Annotated in this window: 23 protein-coding genes; 9 read left to right on the forward strand and 14 right to left on the reverse strand. The window is 42.4% G+C overall.

The genetic code is table 11. The features are described from left to right. Positions 1–2: 2 nt before the first annotated feature. Together QE382_RS18365 and QE382_RS18370 are read right to left on the reverse strand one after the other, a co-directional pair. Positions 3–707: a response regulator transcription factor gene (locus QE382_RS18365; RefSeq protein ID WP_307187202.1), complete on the reverse strand. Its 705-nt coding sequence runs from the start codon at positions 705–707 to the stop codon at positions 3–5. Then, a complete protein-coding gene (locus QE382_RS18370) occupies positions 688–2106 on the reverse strand; it encodes a sensor histidine kinase (protein WP_307187203.1) in 1419 nt (472 codons plus the stop codon). Before QE382_RS18370 ends, QE382_RS18365 begins: the two co-directional genes overlap by 20 nt. A gap of 129 nt (positions 2107–2235) precedes the next feature. On the opposite strand from QE382_RS18370, the gene QE382_RS18375 reads away from it, so the two are divergent. Further along, the gene (locus tag QE382_RS18375) at positions 2236–3642 is read left to right on the forward strand and encodes an alpha-L-fucosidase (protein ID WP_307187204.1); all 1407 of its coding nucleotides are present in this window, start codon (positions 2236–2238) and stop codon (positions 3640–3642) included. 133 nt (positions 3643–3775) lie between these two features. Here the strand turns inward: QE382_RS18375 and QE382_RS18380 are convergent, their stop codons facing one another. The 5 genes from QE382_RS18380 to QE382_RS18400 form a co-directional block, all read right to left on the reverse strand. Further along, entirely contained in the window at positions 3776–5542 is a 1767-nt protein-coding gene (locus QE382_RS18380; protein WP_307187205.1) for a RagB/SusD family nutrient uptake outer membrane protein, read from the reverse strand. Positions 5543–5554: 12 nt separating this feature from the next. Beyond that, positions 5555–8791 carry a SusC/RagA family TonB-linked outer membrane protein gene (locus tag QE382_RS18385; RefSeq protein WP_307187206.1) on the reverse strand — a complete coding sequence of 1079 codons (3237 nt, stop codon included), beginning with the start codon at positions 8789–8791 and terminating at the stop codon, positions 5555–5557. Positions 8792–9027: 236 nt separating this feature from the next. Further along, positions 9028–9852, reverse strand: a complete 825-nt coding sequence (locus QE382_RS18390) for an alpha/beta fold hydrolase (protein WP_307187207.1) — start codon at positions 9850–9852, stop codon at positions 9028–9030. Positions 9853–9890: 38 nt separating this feature from the next. Then, positions 9891–10400 (reverse strand): DsbA family protein, encoded by a 510-nt coding sequence (locus QE382_RS18395; protein ID WP_307187208.1) that lies wholly within the window; start codon positions 10398–10400, stop codon positions 9891–9893. Positions 10401–10402: 2 nt separating this feature from the next. Continuing rightward, a complete protein-coding gene (locus tag QE382_RS18400) occupies positions 10403–10864 on the reverse strand; it encodes a redoxin domain-containing protein (protein WP_293953399.1) in 462 nt (153 codons plus the stop codon). A gap of 214 nt (positions 10865–11078) precedes the next feature. On the opposite strand from QE382_RS18400, the gene QE382_RS18405 reads away from it, so the two are divergent. The 3 genes from QE382_RS18405 (at position 11079) to QE382_RS18415 (ending at position 12914) form a co-directional block, all read left to right on the forward strand. After that, positions 11079–11930, forward strand: a complete 852-nt coding sequence (locus QE382_RS18405) for an SDR family NAD(P)-dependent oxidoreductase (protein ID WP_307187209.1) — start codon at positions 11079–11081, stop codon at positions 11928–11930. A gap of 69 nt (positions 11931–11999) precedes the next feature. After that, a complete protein-coding gene (locus tag QE382_RS18410) occupies positions 12000–12740 on the forward strand; it encodes a helix-turn-helix domain-containing protein (RefSeq protein WP_307187210.1) in 741 nt (246 codons plus the stop codon). A gap of 6 nt (positions 12741–12746) precedes the next feature. Next, complete coding sequence (locus QE382_RS18415) at positions 12747–12914, forward strand: helix-turn-helix domain-containing protein (RefSeq protein WP_307188040.1); 168 nt, start codon at positions 12747–12749, stop codon at positions 12912–12914. 11 nt (positions 12915–12925) lie between these two features. Here QE382_RS18415 and QE382_RS18420 read toward each other — a convergent pair whose 3' ends face one another. Further along, a complete protein-coding gene (locus QE382_RS18420; RefSeq protein ID WP_307187211.1) occupies positions 12926–13450 on the reverse strand; it encodes a hypothetical protein in 525 nt (174 codons plus the stop codon). Positions 13451–13664: 214 nt separating this feature from the next. Between QE382_RS18420 and QE382_RS18425 the strand changes: the two genes are divergently transcribed. Continuing rightward, the gene (locus QE382_RS18425; RefSeq protein ID WP_307187212.1) at positions 13665–14357 is read left to right on the forward strand and encodes a Crp/Fnr family transcriptional regulator; all 693 of its coding nucleotides are present in this window, start codon (positions 13665–13667) and stop codon (positions 14355–14357) included. A gap of 67 nt (positions 14358–14424) precedes the next feature. On the opposite strand, the gene QE382_RS18430 is transcribed toward QE382_RS18425, so the two are convergent. Genes QE382_RS18430 through nirB form a run of 4 tightly spaced genes read right to left on the reverse strand, consistent with a single transcriptional unit; the run spans position 14425 to position 18583 of the window. Continuing rightward, a complete protein-coding gene (locus QE382_RS18430; RefSeq protein ID WP_293953385.1) occupies positions 14425–14826 on the reverse strand; it encodes a hypothetical protein in 402 nt (133 codons plus the stop codon). A 5-nt stretch (positions 14827–14831) separates the two neighbouring features. Further along, the gene (locus QE382_RS18435) at positions 14832–15644 is read right to left on the reverse strand and encodes a formate/nitrite transporter family protein (protein WP_209579006.1); all 813 of its coding nucleotides are present in this window, start codon (positions 15642–15644) and stop codon (positions 14832–14834) included. Positions 15645–15685: 41 nt separating this feature from the next. Beyond that, the gene (nirD, locus tag QE382_RS18440) at positions 15686–16015 is read right to left on the reverse strand and encodes a nitrite reductase small subunit NirD (RefSeq protein ID WP_307187213.1); all 330 of its coding nucleotides are present in this window, start codon (positions 16013–16015) and stop codon (positions 15686–15688) included. A gap of 51 nt (positions 16016–16066) precedes the next feature. Next, positions 16067–18583 carry a nitrite reductase large subunit NirB gene (gene nirB, locus QE382_RS18445; RefSeq protein ID WP_307187214.1) on the reverse strand — a complete coding sequence of 839 codons (2517 nt, stop codon included), beginning with the start codon at positions 18581–18583 and terminating at the stop codon, positions 16067–16069. A 197-nt stretch (positions 18584–18780) separates the two neighbouring features. Between nirB and cobA the strand changes: the two genes are divergently transcribed. Continuing rightward, the gene (gene cobA, locus QE382_RS18450; RefSeq protein WP_293953377.1) at positions 18781–19542 is read left to right on the forward strand and encodes a uroporphyrinogen-III C-methyltransferase; all 762 of its coding nucleotides are present in this window, start codon (positions 18781–18783) and stop codon (positions 19540–19542) included. Positions 19543–19642: 100 nt separating this feature from the next. Here the strand turns inward: cobA and QE382_RS18455 are convergent, their stop codons facing one another. Further along, positions 19643–20245, reverse strand: a complete 603-nt coding sequence (locus QE382_RS18455; RefSeq protein ID WP_307187215.1) for a hypothetical protein — start codon at positions 20243–20245, stop codon at positions 19643–19645. 53 nt (positions 20246–20298) lie between these two features. Then, a complete protein-coding gene (locus QE382_RS18460) occupies positions 20299–20550 on the reverse strand; it encodes a hypothetical protein (RefSeq protein WP_293953372.1) in 252 nt (83 codons plus the stop codon). Between the two features lie 230 nt (positions 20551–20780). Between QE382_RS18460 and QE382_RS18465 the strand changes: the two genes are divergently transcribed. The 3 genes from QE382_RS18465 (at position 20781) to QE382_RS18475 (ending at position 22628) form a co-directional block, all read left to right on the forward strand. Beyond that, positions 20781–21227, forward strand: coding sequence for an Hsp20/alpha crystallin family protein (locus QE382_RS18465; RefSeq protein WP_307187216.1), 447 nt, complete (start codon positions 20781–20783; stop codon positions 21225–21227). 79 nt (positions 21228–21306) lie between these two features. Beyond that, on the forward strand, positions 21307–21600 hold the full coding sequence (locus QE382_RS18470) for a hypothetical protein (protein WP_307187217.1): 294 nt from the start codon (positions 21307–21309) through the stop codon (positions 21598–21600). A 173-nt stretch (positions 21601–21773) separates the two neighbouring features. Beyond that, the gene (locus QE382_RS18475) at positions 21774–22628 is read left to right on the forward strand and encodes a COG1470 family protein (protein WP_307187218.1); all 855 of its coding nucleotides are present in this window, start codon (positions 21774–21776) and stop codon (positions 22626–22628) included. Positions 22629–22636: the final 8 nt, after the last annotated feature.

Below are 22636 nucleotides of genomic sequence, written 5' to 3' on the forward strand. Positions count from 1 at the left end.
AATCAGACATCTTCATGTAATATATAACCTGCACCATAGATACTTTCGATGTGGAGTTTACGATCTATTTGCAACAACTTGCGAAGCCGGGAGATAAAAACTTCCAAACTTTTACCGTTAAAGAAGTCTGTATTGCCCCAAAACTTTAAGAGTAAATCTTTTTTGCTGACCAACATATTTTTATTCAAAATCAAATAATGCAGCAATTCTGCTTCCCTTACAGTGAGTTTTTGCACCATTTTCATGCCTTCTTCCAGCGTAAACCGCTCCATATTGAGCCTCAAACTGCCAATCTCCAATTCTAGCTGTAAAGCCGGATCTTTTTCGGAAACAGATGCTACTTTCAATAGATTGCGGATCTTAAGCAATATTTCATCCATATCGAAAGGTTTGGCGATATAATCAACGGCGCCTAAAGAAAGCCCCTTTAATCGGGAGTAGCGCTCGTGGAGTGCTGTCAAAAAGAAAATAGGTTGTCCCGGATGGCTAGCAATTATCCGTTGCGCAAGATCAAAACCGTTACCATCGGGCAGCTGTACATCGATAATCAGGAGTTTGACAGAAGCGCGTTGAAAATTTTCCCAGCCACCTTCAGCGGTACTTTCCCAAAGTACCGTAAATCCTTTGTAGCGCAGATAGCGCGAAAAAACCTCCCCCAGATCAGGTTCGTCTTCGATCAAAAGAATATCAATCTTGTCTTTTGCCATTGGATGCTGCATTGCCCATGTAAATATAAAAAATCGTACCCGCACTTGCCCGCTCTTCCATATGAATTGCCCATCCCAAACGGTCCAAACAGGATTTGATGTAATATAGTCCCAATCCAAGCCCCGGTTTATTTCCTGATAATCTTCCCCGATAAAATGCTGTAAATACTTTAGCCCGTTCATCAGGACTGATACCAGAACCATTATCTGCTACTTTAAGACAGTATTGGTCTTCCGTAAACTGCCAGGTAAACCGAATGTACTTTTCATCACCGTCATTAAATTTGATGGCATTGGATATGAGGTTATCTAAGATCGAAAAATAATAATCTTCGTCTAGCGTCATTTCAATGTCAGACATTAACGCTTCGTATCGGATTTTGATCTCATCTTGATACCGCAAGCGAAGCTCATCCAGCAGCTGTTCTGTGAGCCGGTTCAGCGGAAGCTGAACGATCTTTGGCTGTCGCTCCTGTAAGGCAACAGATCCCATAACCTGTTCAAAATAAGCTTTGAGCCGTTTGGCTTGCCTTTCTACGATGCGCCCAAGTTGTGCCACCTCCTTATCGTCTTTCCCTGTTTCACGATCGATCAAACTGTGTGCACTGATCAGGATTGTCGTCAGCGGGGTATTGAATTCATGGCGCATATGGTTCAGAAAACTTGTTTTGAGATCGGCAAGCTTGCGCTGGCTGATCCAATTGCTATAAGTCCGGTAACTAAGCAGCACAATGACCGCAATACAGGTCAAAGACAGCAAAAACACGGGTGCCATCTGTTGTACAATCCGCCAGCCCCGATTCTCATAATCTACATATAGGCTATAGGTAAACCGATAGGGACTTGGACTTTTATCACTTACAGATAATTCAAATACCCGATTATTAACCCCCGTATTTTCTAGCCGACCAGCTATGGCGCCAGCAGGATCATCACGTACCGTATCATAAAACACCTTCCAAACCTTAGCTGTGGAATCGTAAACTTCCAATTTATCAAAATGAAACAGATAAACAAGATCTTTATCAAGTTGCTGTTGCTGTACGATCTGCTGAAAGATACTATCCAGTGATTGCTCTTGCCGCAAGCGTTTGAGAAAAGGTTCCATACATTGCTGAGCAAATTTAGCGGAATCAAATGTTCCAGTAGGCATCTTGCTAGACCAGAGCGAAAGACAGGGCACCAATGAAGTCTGAAATATCGTATTACCACCCGGGAATATCTTATCATCCATTACTGCAGCACCATAGGCATTCTGGATTTGTCCGAGCTGTCCGATCTGGTAATTTCGATCTTCAAGCTTATAGGTATTGAAGATCAGAAAACCGATCAGTAGGGTCAAGATCAGGAAGCTCATACCAAATGCCCAGGGATATATATTTCTATTGGCGCTGTTCATGGTTTAAAAATAACATCTATTTATTGATTCATGGTACCATTAGGCTTTTATTAGGCTTTCATTAGGTTTCTATTAAACACAAGATACTTCTTCGTGCCTTATCTTTACGGTCTAACAAATTAGCAAATTATGTCCAAAATTTTTCAGACACTACTCTGTCTATGTTGCCTCCTGCTGGGCCACAGCCTGTTTGCGCAAACCAGTCTTCAAAAAAAAATACTTGAGCAGAGTCAGCTCGATTTTGTCAATCTAGGATTTGGCATGTTTATCCATTACGGGATGCCAACTTTTATGGAACAGGACTGGTCCGACCCCAATGCTGCTCTTGAATTGTTTAAATCACCCAAACTCAACGCAGATCAATGGGCCAAAGCGGCCAAATCGGCAAATATGAGTTATGGCTGCCTGACAACCAAGCATCACAGTGGTTTCCCGATCTGGAACACCAAAACTACAGATTATAATGTCATGAATACACCTTTACATCGTGACGTTGTTAAGGAGTTTACTGAAGCCTTTCGCAAAAATGGTCTTCGGGTAATGTTGTATTACTCGATACTGGATATGCACCAAGGTATACGGCCGCACACCATTACCAAAGCCCATATCCAGCTGATCAAAGATCAGCTGACCGAATTGCTCACCCAATATGGAGAAATCGATGCCTTGGTGATTGATGGCTGGGATGCACCTTGGTCGCGCATTTCGTACGATGATGTTCCTTTCGATGACATCTATTATCTTGTCAAATCATTACAGCCCAAATGCCTATTGATGGACCTCAATTCAGCAAAATACCCTGGTGATGCCCTCTTTTACACAGATATCAAATCTTACGAACAGGGAGCGGGGCAATTTATTTCCAAAGAACACAACAAACTTCCTGCTATGGCCTGTCTTCCCTTACAGCAAAATTGGTTCTGGAAAACCTCATTCCCAAATACTGCCGTCAAGGATGTCAATGAGCTGGTTGAGAAATTCATTATCCCCTACAACAACGCCTATTGCAACTTTATGCTCAATGTAGCCCCGAACAGTGATGGTCTCATGGATCAGAATGCACTCGAAGCCTTGAAAAAAATCGGCACATTGTACAAAAATAGGCCCAACTACAGTACTTTACCCAGCTACCAAGCTCCTATTGTCGACCACAATATAGCCAAACAAGTACCTTCATACAGCAGCTGGAGTGACGATATGAATATCATGGATTTTGCCAACGATGATAACTTTGGTAGTGCCTGGGTCTCCAATCCGGCAATTAAAGGTGAAGTCTGGTATGAATTGGATTTTGAACGTAGTAAACCTTTCAATAGTGTGGTTATTACTGAAGGAAAAGACAATCCTTCACAGTATAACTTATCCTATCTGAAAGATGGAAAATGGCAACCTATCGCAGCCAAAGCCGTGCAGCAAGGGCGTATCAAGATGTTTCGCTTTGACCAAGTATTGGGACAAAAACTACGTTTCAGCATCAAACCTGAAAAAGGCCATGCGGTCGTAAACGAAATCGGCGTATATCAAGAGCGCCGATAGCAACAGCAAAACCCGATAATACTGATTTATATCGCTTTAATATTTTCACCGAACTCATTCGGCAAACGCTAATGATAAAGCCCCATGCAATGCTGCAAGGGGCTTTATCATTAGCGAACGGATCAAATAATGCTTATTTACTCCAACCCGGATTCTGAGTCAGATTTCCGTTCAGCACAATCGCTGCTGACGGAATTGGGTAAAGGTATTGCTTGTTGTTGTCATCCCAAGTACGCTTCACCGCCTTAAACCATTCCAGGTGATTGTCTGAAGTCATAGTCTGGAAATTGGTACTTTTACCACCGATAGCCACCTTGGCCACTCCTGCTGGGACAGTGATCGAAGGAGCAGATTTACTACCGTCATAAAAGACAACATCAGGTGTACCGTTATGATCGATATCGATCAATTTATCCAGCGCTGGAATATAGATACCTGTCCAAGGCAAATTAGCCATTAGCGGTCCAAGCTTCCAGCGTTTCAAATCGTTGAAACGGAATCCTTCCAGTGCCAGTTCCACCTGTCTTTCCCGGCGGATTTCCAAAAGCACAGGATTGTTTACTTCAGGGAAGAATGTATTTTTCAAGTAGGTATCCACTTTGGTCGGCAGTGTATTCGTTCCACTTGTTATTCCAGCCCTTGAACGTAATGCTCCAATAGTTTTCGACCAATCCGCCTCATTGAAAGTACCTAGTTCCTGTTTCGCTTCAGCATAGTTTAATAATATTTCCGCATAACGCATTAAAGGAACTGCATTGGTATTGTAACCGCCATTGTCGTAATAGGGATCGTCTAAAGTATACTTGATCGGTTGATACCCCGTATAGGTAAAACTTGCAAAATTTGGGGGAGCAGGCTGTCCATTACGGGAATATCCTGGCGTCCGGATCAACTGCGACAAGCGCAGGTCGCGATTTTGACATTCCTCATAGAACTCCTCCGTCTGAAAGTTGGGTCTATCCGTATAAGGAGTACCATCAACATTCAAAAAACTATTGATAAAAGGCCTTACCAAACTTAAACGTGGACCGTAGGTCGCTGATGTCCACCACCAGTTGGCGTCGTTCAAAAGCGCAAGATCTTTACTGAAAGTTACGGCCAACATGACCTCTTTTGTCACTGGCGTATTACTGGTAAACAACTGTCGCTGTGATGTTTTAGGATCTGCGGAGATATTAAGTCCATAAGGCCCATTTTCCATTAAAATCTTGCCAGCGTCGACTGCCATCTGGAAGAATACTTCCGGCTGTGTAGCCAGATTGAGTTTATGATATTTACGGAATGTACCCTCAAATAGTGCAATTCTTGTTTTAAGACCAAGTGCTGTCCATTTATTAACCGTACTGCCATCGCCTCCCGTATTGGTGATATTGGCATAGGCAAAGTCCAGATCTTCCATGATATGCTTCATGACCGCCTCGCGCGAATCCCGTGGTGCCTTGAGGATATCTGTTTCATCCACCGCCAGCGGATGATCTACCCAAGGCACATCGCCAAAACGCACCACTTTTTCATAATAAAACCAAGCTCTGAAAAAGCGGGCTAAGCCGATATAGTTGTTTTTGATGGCATCGCTCAATTTGGGACTGTTGCACTTAGCAATCAATTGATTGATATTGCGTAAAGTCGTCCACGACCAGCCCGAACTGATTTCCGCGCTATACGCACCACCGACCATAAAATCATTCAGGCTGTTTACAGCCGAATAATCAGCCATTGCATCGCCCTTATACGCGTCACTTCCTGAAGTGATATTCCGATAGAAGGAGTTACTGTAATTTTTTAATCCACTTTCACTCCCGAAGATATCGTCCTCGGTAGCTCCTGCCTTCGGCAGCTCATTCAGTTCGCAAGAACTGAACAAAAGTGCAACCACAGGTATATAAAATAATCTTTTCATGTTGATATAAAACTATAAGCCAATAGATAAGTTAAAACTGATGCTCTTCATGATCGGATAATTAAATCCGTCGCCGGACCCTGTTCCGATTTCAGGATCCGATTTGCCCAAGTTGCCGACATCGAGATCCTTCGTCTTTTTGTAAAGCGGCGACCAGGTCCATAGGTTTTCACCCGATAGGCCTGCACGAAGACTACTGATTTTTAATCGGTTTGTCACAGACTTAGGAAAGCTATACCCGATCTGTAAGTTTTTCATCCGAATATAGGCCACATTTTGTAGATATCTGGTTTGGGGGGTGATTTTAATAGACTCGTTATAACCCGCATAACGTGGGAAATAGCCATTCGGATTATCTGCTGTCCAATAATTATTGAGATGCCATTCCGGTAAATTGTTATAAGGTCTATTGTACTGTCCCCAGAAAATCGACTCATTGCTCGGGTACCAGTTCTGCTTACCTACTCCTTGGAAAAATGAAGAAAAGTAGATACCCTTCCAGTCCAAATTGAGATTAAAGCTATAAATATACCGTGGATCTGCATTACCGATGACCGTCCTATCACCATGGCTGTAGATCGTATTGTTTCCATAATCAATCACACCGTCGCCATTGAGATCCGTAAAACGGACATCCCCCGGATAGATCGTCCCATTGTTGGACGATTTGATCAGTTTTTGTTTTGCTGCTCCGTCAATCTCCGCCTGGTTCTGGAATAATCCCTGGGTTACATAACCCCAGATCTCACCAATCCGCTGTCCTTCGTAATAGGAACCGTCTTTAATTAAACCTTCCCTATTCTCGTAACGGTCTATGTTAGATTTATAATCTGCGAGCGTTCCTCGGACAGACCAGTTAAACGGACTGCCATTAACGTCGAATCGATCCTTGTAAGTCAAGCTCAGTTCAAAACCTTTGGTAGTCATATCCGCATAGTTCCCTTTTGGTGACTCCGCTCCAAAAATATCCGGCATTGCGACACCAAGGGTATACATATTGAGGGTCTTACGCTGATAGATATCTCCGGTAAAGGTCAATTTCCCATTTAATGAAGATACATCAAGACCTACATTGGCCGTACGTGCAGTTTCCCAGGTTAAGTTATCGGGAATAACTTTAGGCACCGAGGTATAGGAAGGCTTCTGACCATTTATCACCCGGTCCATAATCTTGATTTCATAGATATCCAGATAGGAATAGGGATCCACATTACCATTACCCAAAGAACCATAGGAGGCCCTTAGCTTCAGATCAGACAGCGCCTTTTTATCCACCTGGAAGAAAGGTTCTTCCGATATACGCCAGCCTACGGATGCAGACGGGAACAATCCCCATCGTTGGTTGGTCGGGAATTTGGACGAACCATCATAGCGGCCATTAAATTCAAAAAGATAACGGTCTTTGAAGATGTAATTGGCACGCATAAATACACCGACATTGCGGTATTTATTATATCCCGCGGTTGCTGTGGTATTCTGCCCTACGGCCAGGTTGATATTTTCTACGTCGTCATTAAGCAGACCGGTCTTGGTGATATACGTTGAATGATAAGTCCGCTGCTCATAATTATAGCCGAGCAAACCTTTAAAGTAATGGTCACCTATTGTACGTTCATATTCACTGTAAAGATTTCCGAACAAGTAACGGTAACGTTGGTCTACCTGATAAATGTTATCATTCATGCTTGTTTCCAACCGCAGCATTTTTCCCTCCTGCGTACTATACGGGACAGGCACACGAACCCTTACTGAACTAAAATCACGATTTCTGAAAGTCAGATCCCCCTTTACGCGGAACGTATTGTTTAAAAACTTAGTCTCGAAAGAAGTAGTGTTGCGGAGATCCTGATTGGCCGTATTCGTACCATTCTTACCGTAGATAAAATCCCCTACGGTGTAGGCTGCAGAAAAGCTCAAAGATCCATCAGGGTTAAAGATCGGCGAAGAAGGGTGCCCTTCATCGGCAATATTGCGCCAGATATTTCCACCTTCACCAGCAGTCGATGGGTCTCTATATTTGGCATAATTAAAATCGATGTTGTTGCTGATCCGCAACCAGTCGGTCACCTGAAGTCCCGCTTTTGCACGCGTATTATAGGTTTTATATTTATCGCTATTGTAGCGGTACATACCATTATAATCGTAAGCACGACCAGAAATGTAGTAATCCATTTTTTCGGAATTACCGCTGATGGAGAGGTTATGATCCTGGACAAAGGTATTGTCCTTGATCAACGTACCGTAATAATCCTCATTACCGTAGTAAACATAATTACCCTTATCATCTACCGTCACCTGCTCCGTAATTCCCTGTTCTTTTCTTCTCTTAAATTCTTCCAGCCAATCTGTTGTAAAGATCTGTGTTTTGTTGAGCTTGCTCGGAATCGAGGAATAATTGTTCCAGGCATTATAGGCGGTAAAGAAATGCGAAGCATATTCGTAGCCATCCGTCACAAATTTGGGTAGAGCGATCGGTTTCTGAAAAGAACCACTTCCTGAATAGTTAATAGACGTTTTTCCGGACTTTGCACGTTTCGTTGTGACAAGTACAACACCAAACGTTCCCCGCGAACCATAGATTGCCGATGAAGCGGCATCCTTCAGTGTGGTTACACTTTCAATATCATTGGGATTGATCGCTGAAAGATCACCCTCAACACCATCGATAAGGACTAGTGCGCTTCCCCCCTGACCAATGGAAGTTGTACCACGGATATTGAAACTTGGCGCCCGATTGGGTTTACCATCTGCCGGGGTTACATTTAAGTTGGGAATGACCCCTTGGAGCATCTGGCTTGCGTTGCCCAGCACGCGTCCCTCAAAAGCTTCTGCCCCCACCTGGTCTACAGCACCGGTCAGATTCACTTTTTTCTGCGTACCATAACCGACCACCACGACTTCTTCCAGCGCAGTGTCTTTGGATTCCATGGTGACGTCAATCTGTCCACCTGTCACACCGACGATTTTTTCACTGTAGCCTATGCCTGTCAATTTGAGTTTTTGCCCTACACTGGCTTCGATCACAAACTGACCTGCACCATTTGTTGAGGTGGTTTTTTGGGTAGTTAAATTGGTGATAGTAACTCCGGACAACACGATTCCATCTTTGCCTTTGACCACCCCTCTTACGGTCATCTGAACTGCAACATCTTGCGCTTCTTTAGCCAATTTGACATGATTACGCGCTACGTTAGCCCATGTGGGATAAGATAGACCCAATGCCATACTGATTAGTAATGTCTTCTGCATTTTTAGTCTGGTTTAGAATTTTGCACCAAAGTTGGTACTTTGACTTGGTTTATAATTTACGTTAATGTTAATAAATATTTAATTAATATCACCAATATCAACTGCTAAACAGATTATGCAGAGAAATATTTCACATAAATTTAGTTTTTAGGTAATACAAACGAAAAAGAACTGCCCATTTGCGAGCAGTTCTTACTGTTTATATCCATACCTTTCGGCCAGGAAAGTATATTGATTTAATTTTCTTGAATAAAAGCCAGGATATCTTTATTGATGGTTTCTGCTTCTGTCGTAGGCATTCCATGTGGAAAACCCGGATAGGTTATTAAAGTACCATTTTTTACAAGCTGTGCAGCCCTTTTACCTGTTACATCGATCGGTACGATCTGGTCATCCTCACCATGCAGGACAAGTACAGGAATTTCTAAGTTTTTCATTTCCTCAGTAAAGTCGGTTTCAGAAAACGCTTTGACACAATCATATTGAGCATTTATACCTCCCATCATTCCTTGTCGCCACCAGTTGTCCATTACGCCTTGTTTTACATCCGCCCCGTCCCGGTTATAGCCATAAAAAGCAAGGGTAAAGTCCTGAAAATATTGTTGCCTATGTTTGGCAGTATTCGCTCTTATTTCATCGAAGACTTCCATAGGTACACCGTCGGGGTTTGACGCACTCTTGGCCATCGTAGGTGTAACCGAACTGATCAAAACAGCTTTTGAAACACGCTTTGTACCATAATTGGTGAGGTAGCGAACAACTTCTCCTCCGCCCGTCGAATGGCCGATATGGATCGCATCCTTTAGATCTAACGCTTCCACCAATTGTGCAACGTCCGATGCGTAAGTATCCATCTCGTGACCACCTGCCGTCTGTGTCGAACGCCCGTGTCCACGGCGATCATGCGCAATCACACGGTATCCGTTATGGAGGAAAAACATCAGCTGCGCATCCCAATCGTCACTGGATAAAGGCCAACCATGATGAAATACAATGGGTTGTCCTGTACCCCAGTCTTTATAATAAATTTCTGTTCCGTCTTTAATTTTTAATACTGCCATAATGCGTAATTTATTTATGTTCTTGTTTATATAATCTCTTACTGTTCCCGTAGCACCTGTACCAGATCTTCCGCTCCGCCGTCAAATTTTTGGCCATTAACAAAAAAGGTTGGCGTCCCATTCACCCCACTCATCATACCACTTTCAAAATCTCCTTCCACGCGGTCTACTATTGACTCGTCGTTTAGATCCGATCTGAATTTGTCCATGTCTAAATCCAGCTGCTGGGCCATATCCAGTAGCCATTGGTCATTGAGTGAATTTTGATTTTCGAAAATAGCATCATGCATTTCCCAGAATTTACCCTGGAGCGCCGCTGCTTCGGCCGCCAGTGCCGCAGATTTGGCATAAGGATGCATTTCTGATAAGGGAAAATTGCGAAAGACAAACCGGATCTGACTTCCGAGTTCGGCCATCATCTCTTTTATAACGGGGTGAGCTTTTCCACAATGTGGACATTGATAGTCGCCGTATTCGACAATGGTGAGATCTGCCTGACCGTTGCCTAGTATATGATCAGCCTCGCTGACGTTTGGTTTTAATGACATAATTAATTCGTTTTAAGATTTTCCAACGCCTCGATTATACCGTCAGCACCTGGGTTGACAGCGGTTGGCGACAAGTAGCTCCAGGCAATGACACCTTCTTTATCGATTACAAAGAGCGCGCGTTTGCACTCACCCTCTTCTTCGTCGTAAACACCATACTGCTTAGCGACCTCACCTTTGCCTTCAAAATCAGCTAAGAGCGGAAAATGCAGCTTACGCGACTCTGCAAATGCCATATGGCACCATTTACTGTCGACCGAAATACCCATGATCTCGGCATCATACTTCTTAAAATACTTAAGCATTTCATTGTACAGCGCCATTTGATCGCTACAGACCGGACTCCAGTCTGCCGGATAAAATGCCAGTATTACATTACGTCCTTTAAATTCCGATAATTTAATTTTTTGATCCGGTGTTGCATACAAGGTAAAATCGGGTGCAACATCATTCTTTTGTAACATATCAATTTTCTTAGAATTCAACCATTTTTTAAGATACCGGCGTCTAGATAGTATTGGTATCACTCCTAAATAAAGCACGCTAAAGCAAAAATTGTTTTAAAGAAAAAAAAACACCTTATCCCCGATCTGGCTACAACATTCGTTGATCTGCCTACATCTGTCGTACGGCGATTCACCACCTTTGTACTATTCTTTTATTTAGAAATAGAAACACATGAAATCACAAAAAGTATGGTTTGTCACTGGTGCCTCAAAGGGATTAGGTCTCAGTTTAGTTAAAGAGCTGCTTGCTCAGGATTACCTTGTCGTTGCCACATCGCGGACAAAAAGGTCACTGGAAAATGAAATTGGTGAAGTAGAAAATTTTCTACCGCTAGAAGTAGACATTACGGATGACAAAGATGTCGCCCGCGCAGTACTTTCGGCCATTGATTATTTCGGAAGAATTGATGTGCTCGTCAATAACGCTGGCTATGGTCAGACCGGCGCACTTGAAGAACTGAGCGAATCAGAAACACGCCGCAACTTCGAGGTTAATGTTTTTGGCTCACTAAATGTCATCCGCCACATTGCTCCTCATATGCGCGGTCAACAATCGGGACACATGTTCAATATAGCCTCGATCGGCGGTCTGGTTGGTAATTACCCGGCATTCGGTGTGTACTGTTCCACGAAATTCGCAGTAGCCGGTTTTAGCGAAGCCCTGGCGACCGAAATGGAACCTTTTGGTGTACATACAACTGTAGTTTACCCAGGATACTTCAGAACCGACTTTCTATCCGAAGGTTCCCTACAAACCGCAGCCAATCCAATTGCATCGTACATTACCGCCCGCGAAAGCGAAGCCACACACCAACACGAGATCAATGGAAATCAGGTAAACGATCCACAGAAAGCTGCAACGCTATTGATCGAGGTGAGCAAACTGCAAGAACCTCCTGTCCATTTGCTGATGGGTCAGGATGCTTATGAACTGGCAAAAAATAAAATCAACATGTTGACAGCGGAAATTGAAAAGTGGAAAAGCTATACCATATCAACCGGTTTTGACAAATCAGCCGAATAAAACATCGCATTTTGTGTATAAAAAGGAAGCTAGCTGCCAATAAAAAAGAAAATAAGTAAATTTACACGTATGGAGAATACATTTCGCTTTCATTCCTTGTCGGAATTTCACGGCTTTTGCGGTCTGCCCAAACCAGAGCATCCGTTAATCAGCTTAGTGGACTATAGCCAGGTACATTACCCTGTAAATGACAACAAATTGAATTGGATACAACATTTTTATTCGATCGGTTTAAAGCGAAATGTAAATGCCCGATTTAACTATGGTCAGCAGCACTATGATTTTGACTCGGGCGTTCTTTCCTTTGTATCACCCTTACAATTTTTAAAGGTGGAAATTAATCAGGAAGTAGTGGCGCAACCCAGTGGATGGATCCTGTTGATCCATCCCGATTTCCTCTGGAACAGCGAATTGGCAAAACATATTCACCAGTATGATTTTTTCCAATATCAAGTCAATGAAGCGCTTTTTCTTTCCGACAAGGAAGAGTCCGTAATCGTCGACATTCTACAGAATATTGAAAAAGAATATCAATCTAACATGGACAAATTCAGCCGCGAACTGATTCTAAAACAGGTTGAGCGTCTGCTTATTTATGCAGAGCGATTTTATGAACGGCAATTTATGACTCGAAAGCGATCCACGCAGGAGCTGGTTACCAAATTTGAGCAGTTGCTCACAGCACAGTTCAAACAGGATATGCTACAACAACATGGGGTTCCAACGGTTGGCTTTCTGGCGCAACAGCTTAATTTATCGCCCAATTACCTCAGCAGCCTGTTGCGTATCTATACACAGCAAAACACCTAACAGCACATTCAACATAAGATGATTGAGTACGCCAAATTGCGGCTAAGCACAAGTACACATACTATTAGCGAAATTGCTTATGAGTTAGGCTTTGAGCATCCCCAATCATTCAGTAAGATATTCAAAAAAAACACCCAACAAAGCCCTGTGGAGTTTAGGCAATACTTTCAATAAATTACAGTAATTTAATCTGCATAATAGCCGGCTACGCCAATGCCTATCGTCCAGAAGAATTTTGATTTTTCAAGGTCCTCCAATAGCATATCTGCATTATCTTCGTATTCGCCGTCGGCTTTTATTTCCTCAATCTCCTCCTGAACATCCTCTTCAGTCACCTGTCGCCATACACCAACCGAGCTATTCAAAAATGTATAGCAATATCCTGCTTCAGCATCGTCCACCTCACCTTGGTTTTTATCCGTTAAGATCGTTACAAGTTCAGTTGCTTCCACCTCAAATGGATTGACATCATACATGCTGATCACTGTTTTTTCTGGTTTGGGTCCATTGATGCTTTCGATAAATTCAAGCTGTCCTTCATTGTTAAAATCCAGCCGAAGTTCGAGCTCATCATAATAATATTGGTCGTCCAGCGCATCTGAAGGAGTACCAAGTACACTTTGAACTTCAGCACGAGTTGCACCAAGATCAACCTGACCAATACCTTCTATTTGAATTCCCACAAGTGGAATAAGTTGGATCTTTTTCATGTGTATTCAGTAATTTAAAACAGTGTACCTGCATGATTAACAATTTAAAACATGCTATCGTTTTATCTGAAGGAAATATACCTACAGCTTTATGGTGAAATAAATTAAATGATCCTATATACCTTTTTTTATAAAAGGTAATATAGGAATTTAAACGAATAGGTAATACCTTTGGACCGACAAAATACCGTCTCACTATACAAATTAGATTTTGATGAAATCGAAAAAAGTAAATACCTGCGACCACTCCTGCCTTATGTGCCGTTATGTCTTACAAGACTGGCTCGGACAGATCGACCTTCATCGGAAGAATATCAAATTAAAAAAAGGTGAACAGTTTATCACCGAAGGAGAATCCGTTCGGGGAATTTATTTCATCCAGTCTGGACTCGTCAAAGTTCATCGCAATCTCGGGGATAAAGAAACCATTGTACGATTTGCAAAAAAAGGAGATATCGTCGGTCATCGTGGGGTCAGTACCGAACAAACTGTGTACCCTATTTCTGCAACAACCCTGGAAGTGTCACAGCTCTGCTTCGTGGAAATGCCGTTCTTCCTGTCCACACTACGCATAAATCCTGAGCTGAGTTACCGGTTGATGTTGTTTTTTGCCGACGAACTACATCTTTCTGAACAAAAGATGACCCAACTGACCCAACTTCCTGTTAAAAATCGCCTTGCCTGGAGCCTATTGTTACTTCACCGTATTTTCAGCGAGGAACATAAGGATGGATATATTGGGTTATCCCTAAGCAAAAAAGACTTAGCTTCCTACGTAGGCACTACGTACGAGACCGTATATCGTACACTGAGCGAACTTATCGAATTAGGAGCCATCATGATGGACAAAAAAGATATTTTTATTAAAAACCTCCAGCTTCTACAGGATCTATCTGAAGAAAAATAGGGGAGCGAAACCGTCCATGACGGCTAACGACTCCCCAAATCATATATTCCCTTAAAAATACATCACCTTAAAATTTATACCCCATACCGACTCCCAACCTCCATTTACCATCAGCAGCACTCGTTTTTGCGGTATAGAATGCTGGCAACTGAATGGCAATATGTCGGAATACAGCTGTTAAACCAAATCCCAGAGAGGGCGTAATCCAGGAGTTCTTTGGCTTCCCCGGATCAACCTTATCTTCTTTCAGCTTTAAGCTAGGCAATAAACCGACCAATAGGCAGCTCTTGGGTGCGAATGTATATTTCAACGCTGGCCCCGTACAATTGATGTAGGCACCATGGTCGGCATATCCTGCCACAACAATTCCTTCAAATAGACTGCCTTTTACTATTTTTTCCTGACCATACATCTGACTGCTAATCATTAACAGCAAGCATACCGTCAACAGTTTTTTCATCTGATCCATAAAATTTAAGTTTGCGAAGTCGACACTTTCTCTTTTTGATGATACGTGTAATAAATGGCCATCCCAGTAAAGAGCAATCCACCGACAATGTTCCCAGCCGTAACAATCAGCTGATTGCACAGCCACCAGTCGGAAATCGTTACTTTTGCTCCAAACATCATTCCTGCGGGAATCACAAACATATTGACCACAGCATGCTCATAACCTAAAGCAAAGAATATAAAGATCGGAATACCTGCCGCCAATATCTTTCCAAGCGTAGACTTCGATGTCATGGACATCACCACACCCATACACACCATCCAATTACATAGAATGGCTTTGACAAAAGCCGAAAACAAACCCGCAGCACCATGGGCGCTGTATCCAAGTGTTTTCTTTTCACTGATTAGCATCAGACTATGTTCGATGTTTCCAAGCTGGCTCAATTGACCAGTCTCCGTGCTCGCAGCCCAAAACAAAATCGCAAAGAGTACACTACCCAGTAAATTACCTAGAAAAACCCAGAAAAGATTTGAGACCATCGCTTTAAAATTGATCTTTCCTTCAAACCACGCCAATGGTACCAAGGAAAAACTTCCCGTCACCAGTTCGAGACCGAGGATGACAATAATCACAAATCCTACTGGAAAAACAAATGCACCAACTAAACCCAACCCGGTCTGGGAAGTAGCCAATAGGGCAAGAGTAACTGAAATTGCCAGTAAGGCACCTGACAGCGCTCCCCGTATCAAGAGGTCTTTGATCGGAAGCGAAGATTTGTAGATAGCGGTGTTCATCATCGCACTTGCTACCTCTTTGGGGCTGATATAATCCATCGTATTTTGTTTAATAAGATTTTCGATTAACTTTTTTTTACCTAAGCGGTCATTCCGATAAACACACTCCCGTTCTCCACCTTTACCGGATAGGTCTTTATTGCGCATTCTTCTCCCGAAAGACATTCACCTGTATCTAAGGCAAAGGTTTTTTTATGAAACGGACAAGCGACTTTAGGCGTTTCTCCCAAAGACCCCAGCATTCCGCGACTTAAAATCATCTGCCGCTTGTGCGGGCATTCATTCTGTGTAGCATACCACTCGTTGCGACGGGCGAAATAGAATAGTGCGACCTGCTCGTTGTTTAATTTAAGACAGACTCCACCGTTTTCAATGGCATCTTCTATCCGGCAAGCCTTCAGCCATTGCATGTCAATTTTCGTACTCATATGATTTCATTAAAAAGTTTAGCGATTCGCTATTTAATAAGTCCTAATGTTCCAATCGGCGGCTTTCTTCTGTCCGCGAAAACTTTCAAAGCGAACAGTATCGTCCTTCTCATCAGGTGCATTTACAAAATGAACAAAGCGTTTTCGAATTTCAGGATCTTCGACAGCTGCTTTCCATTCGCAGCGATAACTGTCGACGAGTAGCTGCATATCCTGCTCCCACGTATCACCCATCCCCAGACTATCCCCTACCACAACATTCCTGAGATAATCTATTCCGCCTTCCATTTTGTTGAGCCAGGTAGCCGTTCGTGTCAGCGGGTCTGCAGTGCGGATATAGAACATCAGAAAACGGTCTATATAACGAATACACGTTTCGCTATCAATATCCGATGCCAATAATAACGCGTGCTGCGGCTTACTACCGCCATTGCCGCAAACATAGAGGTTCCATCCTTTTTCGGTCGCAATGATTCCAAAATCCTTACTCTGAGCCTCGGCACACTCACGTATACAGCCGCTAACGGCTGATTTAATCTTATGTGGCGCGCGGAGCCCACGGTAACGTTCCTCTATCCTTATCGCAAAAGAAACGCTGTCGTGCAGCCCAAACCTACACCAGGTACTTCCAACGCAGCTTTTAACGGTCCGAAGCGCCTTACCATAAGCATGTCCACTCTCAAAACCTGCAGTAATGAGCTCTTCCCAGATAAAGGGCAAATCATTGAGATGTGCACCAAATAGGTCGATGCGCTGTCCACCAGTAATTTTTGTATACAGATTGTATTTCTTAGCCACCTCCCCGATTACAATCAGTTTATCGGGGGTAATTTCACCTCCTGGAATACGCGGAACAACTGAATACGTCCCGCCCTTCTGTAAGTTGGCCAGGTAACGGTCATTGCTGTCCTGAGCCACATCATTGCCCTTTCCCAAAATCATTTCATTCCAGAGACTGGCAAGCAAGGAAGAGATTAAAGGTTTACAGACTTCGCATCCATGCCCATGTCCCAGTGCATCCAACACCCGATCGTAACTTTTCAGTTCGTGGATCTTGATCAGGTCATAAAGTTCCTGGCGACTCAGGTCGAAATGCTCGCAGATGGTACTCCGAATATATTTTCCTTGCTGTTTCATGGTGTAGTTGACCAGGTCTTTGACCATAGGCACACAACCTCCACATCCCGACCCCGCTCTGGTACATTTCTTCACTGCATCCGCATTTTCACAATCTCTTGTGGCCACCGCGTTGCAGATTGCGGCTTTGGTGACACCTTCGCAACTGCAGATCAATGCATCATCCGGAAGAGCTTCCAGACCAGAAGAAGGCGCTTTACTGTCACGCTGTTGCCCAAAAAGGAGAAGTTCGGGGTGTTCTGCCAACGGCAAACTATTATTAACCGTCTGAAGCAACATGTTATAACTTGCAGCTTCTCCGACGAGTATCCCGCCTAGTAGGCGCGTGCCATCTGTACTGATATTCAATCGCTTATAAATCCCCTTATTGCGATCCTCCAGTACGATCGTATGCGCATAAGGTTCGCTGATAAAAGGATCTCCGAAACTCGCTACATCAACTCCCATCAATTTTAGCTTGGTACTCATATCAAACCCCTTAAAGGATTTGATATCACCTACGATATGAGCCGCCGCAATTTCAGCCATCTCATAACCCGGTGCAACCAGTCCATAGACCATATCTTCCACCAAGGCACATTCGCCGATTGCATAAATCGCAGGATCCGAGGTCTGCATCTGTGCGTTAACTCGTATTCCGCCACGCTCGCCGACCGCAAGGCCTATTTTCTTGGCAAGCTCATCACGGGGACGTATACCAGCAGATATTACCAATAGATCTGTCTCCAGCGAGGTCCCGTCGTTAAAAGCGATTCCAGTGAGATGATGATCACCCAACAGCTGGCTTGTGGATTTTTGCAAGAAGCAAGTCAAACCCAATGCTGCTAACTTATGCTGCAAAAGTTTACTGGCATTATCGTCAATCTGACGGGGCATCAGACGCGGGGCAAATTCAATCACAGCCGTTTCTTTAAGACCAAGGTCTACCAATGCTTTAGCCGCTTCCAGTCCTAAAAGTCCCCCGCCCATAACTGCACCTGTCTTGACTTTAGCCGCATATGCTTTAATCAATTCCAGGTCTTCAATTGTACGGTAGAGAAATACACCTTCTTTGTCGATACCAGGTATTGGAGGAACAAAAGGTGCAGAACCTGTTGCAAAAACTAAATAATCATACTTCACGGTAATCCCCTTTAGAGATGCAACTTCTTTTTCTATAACATTTATACCGACAATGGGATCACCTAGATGGATTTCTATATTATTTTCAGTGTACCACTCATTTTTCAACAAAAAAAGTTCAGTAACTGAAGAATATTTAAAATAATCAGTCAAATGCACACGATCATAGGCTCGAATTTGCTCTTCCGAGAACACAACGATATCTAAATCATTCGATTTCTGCTTTAATTTTTCACAAATCTTATTACCGACCATCCCATTTCCGACAATAACAACCTTTTTCTTATCCATGATCCTTTTTTTATTATATAAAAATCAATTTCTAGTTTCAACAAGACTAATTTATGGAATAAAAAATTAAAAAATCAAAATAAATATGATTTTTATAACACTTTTTCATAAAAAACACACTAAAAATACATTAAAACATGATTTTTATCATATTTTTTATTATTTTTATAGATATAAACGATTGAAAAATAAATAAAATGGAGAATTTAAAGCAAAAAACCCTATTTATAGTAGGTTCCGGACCTGGAGATCCAGAATTATTGACAATAAAAGCTTATAAAGCGATAAAAAATGCTCAAGTACTCTTATATGACAACTTAATTAATAGGGAAATCCTACAAATAGCAGACAAAAACTGTAAAATACACTATGTTGGAAAACATCCTTATGGAAAATACGTCCCACAGCAGGATATAAATGAACTTATCTTATATTATTGTAGCAAATTCGAACGAGTGGTACGACTTAAGGGCGGAGATCCCTATCTTTTTGGACGTGGTTTTGAAGAATGGCTTACCGTACAACACCGATCTATTAACATCAGCTACATTCCGGGCATCAGCAGCATGCAAGGCGCTGGACTCAACGACATTCCGCTAACACACCGTGGTGTAAGTGAAGGGGTATGGGCATTGACGGGTATGAAAAAAGATGGAACACTTTCTGCCGATCTGCCGCTCGCCGTTCAAAGCAGATCGACCGTAGTCATTTATATGGGAATGCGTAAACTCGACGAAATCGCACGCACCTACGTACTATACGGAAAAGGGGAAACACCAGCTGCCATTATACAGCATGCGAGTTTGCCACAGCAAAAACAAGTATGCTGCAAAGTCAAAGATCTTGTCATGATAAGCAAAGTACATAATATGGGGCATCCGGCGATAATCGTCATCGGAGCGGTTGTAGACTTGCAGCATACATTGGCGGTAGCTGCCGAGCAACGGCACATCATCTAGCGCTATTGCTCTGTCAATTTCAGCACGTCATAACTTTACAAAAATAACGATGTCACATACCAGCAGATATATAATATATTTTAATCTTTATAATATACAGCTATAACGCTTTCTTTACAATAGGGTTGATCCAGTAATCTTCATGATCAGTATGGGAGAAATATTCCATCGGCGTTACGTGGCAATCTATGGTTTCATTGAGACCATTTTCTGTATACATAAACACTTCTTCTGAAGGAAGTACCATGCCGTTGATAATAGCGCCATAGTCCAGACAATGGAGATCGGATAGCAGCACATTGACATAATTTGACACTACCCATTGTTCCATTTCTTCCTTAGTCACCCGTTTTACGCGATCAGCCAAAAACTTGACTTCCTCCATGTCTTTTTCGACACTATCGACAAAAAATAGTTTCAAAAAGGCGTTATATTTATCAAATTCTTTATTTCGGATCGCTTCATTACGAAGAAACAACTTCTCGCCCATCTGCCCGTACTGATCGACATATTTTTTCAGCTCCATCTGCGCAAGCTCGCCGTCCGACCATTTCGCAAGTTCAGAAAGTGCATATACATCGGTACCATGGCCATCGCACTCATTGAGATACGCCCAGATATCACCTTCCACAACTTTAGGTTTACGATGATCCAGTACATTGTAGCCTTGCGCGATCCATGCTTCTATTTGTTCTCTTCTCATAGCTGTTGTTTTAAAATTAAACAACAGCGAAACTGTAATCGTTTTCCTTTTTTCTAACTGAGATTTCTGGATTTCAATTCTGCGTCCACAGCTTTTTCATTTTTACCAAGATATTTATAGGCAATTACAGCCAATAGCAGTGGAAAAATCGTCGGCCAGGTAATTCCGGCAACGAAGAGGCTATATCCAGCGATACCCACACAAAATCCAATGATCGAAGCATTGATTACTTTAGTGGATTTGGATTTCTTTTTGAGAACCAACAACTCTTCATTGGTCAATTCATTTAATTTCTTTTCTTCCATGTGGTTTATTCGATCTTCTTAGGTTAGTCACGCGATCTCTTTGATGCGAATATAATTATTTTAACGGACAACTTTTACCTAAATTTTGTCAGTAAAAATGCAAAAATTTCAGTTTTCATGAAAAAATTTCAGCTTTTTCACACTGGTATTTTTTTTGCGATTATTCAGATACAGTCGGCCGGCTGATAATTTTAATAAGTTGTTTTCACTTAATTAAAAGGAGGTTTATCATGAAATTAGCAAAAAGAAACTGGAACAATTTATCGATGTTCTCGCCCATGTTTGATGATTTTAACCGTGAACTTTTAAACTGGGGCAACAAAAACTACTCGCCTACCAGCACCACGGTCCCCGCAGTAAACATCAAGGAAAATGGCGACAACTTTGAAGTTGAAGTGGCAGCACCAGGAATGGCCAAAGAAGATTTTAAGATTACGCTTGATGGCAATCTTCTAACCATTTCCTCCGCCAAGGAAGAACAGCATGAAGAACAAAAAGACCATTATACGCGTCGGGAATTCAGCTATCAATCTTTCCAACGGAGTTTCGAGCTGCAAAAAGATGTGGTAGATCAGGATAACATCGAGGCGCATTATGAAAATGGTATGCTCAAACTGACAATTCCCAAAAAAGAGGAAGCCAAACAAAAGGAACCTCGAACAATTTACATATCCTAAGTCCTATAATACTAAACTAGTATGCTGTTGGTCTCCAGAACGGAGACCAACTTCTTTGTTTTTCAAACGTACCGAAATCATGAAAAGATTGAATAGTTATAGCATCGAAGTGCATATTCCCTGTAAGGATGGTTATCTTAAGCTTGCTACTTTTGACCTGGGCAACTGCCCCAAAATTGTAGATGAACTCTTCAATGAATTGCTCGGTTCGACGGAACATACACCGAACAGATTGTTGCGCATCGACCTTTTACTCCATGAAGAAGCGGATATACAAATTCCAGTCCGATCCATCAATTGTACCTTGGATGAACTTGCAGACAACACCAAGGCAATCACCAAAAAGGCCTTCAGAGCCTTGAATCTAGAATAGGATTGAGAGAATCCAACATATTTTTTACAATAAATTTGAAGGAAAACTTGATTTTCTTCCAATCGATTTATAATTTGGCGACGGTTTTTTCCTCAAGAAATCACAGGAATCCGAACCGGCATTTTTTGAAAGCTATTATTCTATCTTAAAACATAAATTTTAGTTATTGGATCATGTTTACAAAATTACTAATTACAAACCAACGCCCACGTCTATCTTTCAGGCCTTTTTTTGCTGCACTTGTGGTGTTTGCAAACAGTTTTTATCTCTCAGCGCAGGTTGCTGCTCCCAGCAAATCAAGCTTCGAAGCAAGGTTGCTCAATATCGAAGCTCCCAGTAATGAACCATTCCGCTACAGCACGACGCTAACCAACGCAAGTAGCCAGACCCTTATCTATAACTTAGATGCACAGCTACCGCAAGGTTGGCAGATCAGCTATCGCGTAGACGGATCGCTCGTAACCTCTATTCAGATGCAACCGGGCAAAACGCAAGAAATCGGCATCGAAATTAGTTGCCCAATTACCGCTAAACCCGATAAATATAAAATTCCGCTCAAAGCAACCTCACCGATAGATAATTTCCAACTGGAATTGGAAGCTGTAGTAAAAGGGTCTTATGCGCTGGAGATGACTACGCCTACCGGCAGGCTCAGTGACGAAGTCGTATCAGGCAGTAACAAAGAAATTGTTCTGCAACTTAAAAACACAGGAACACTTCCCCTCAACACCTTGGAACTGGGATCACAACTGCCCACCCGCTGGGAAGCCACATTCACCCCAGCTACAATCAAGCAACTTGAAGCGGGGAAATCCGTTGATGTCAAAGTAAATCTTAAAGTTCCGGACAAAACAATCGCCGGTGATTATGCTGCTAAATTCGATGTCAAGTCTGCCAACAGTACTACAGATCTTTCGTTTCGCATTATTGTTAAAACTTCGCTACTTTCTGGCTGGATCGGATTATTGGTCATCTTTGCGGCAATAGGACTGATATATTACCTCATCCGAAAATATGGAAGAAGATAAATCCTGAT

It is taken from the genome of Sphingobacterium zeae (assembly GCF_030818895.1).
GTDB lineage: Bacteria > Bacteroidota > Bacteroidia > Sphingobacteriales > Sphingobacteriaceae > Sphingobacterium > Sphingobacterium zeae.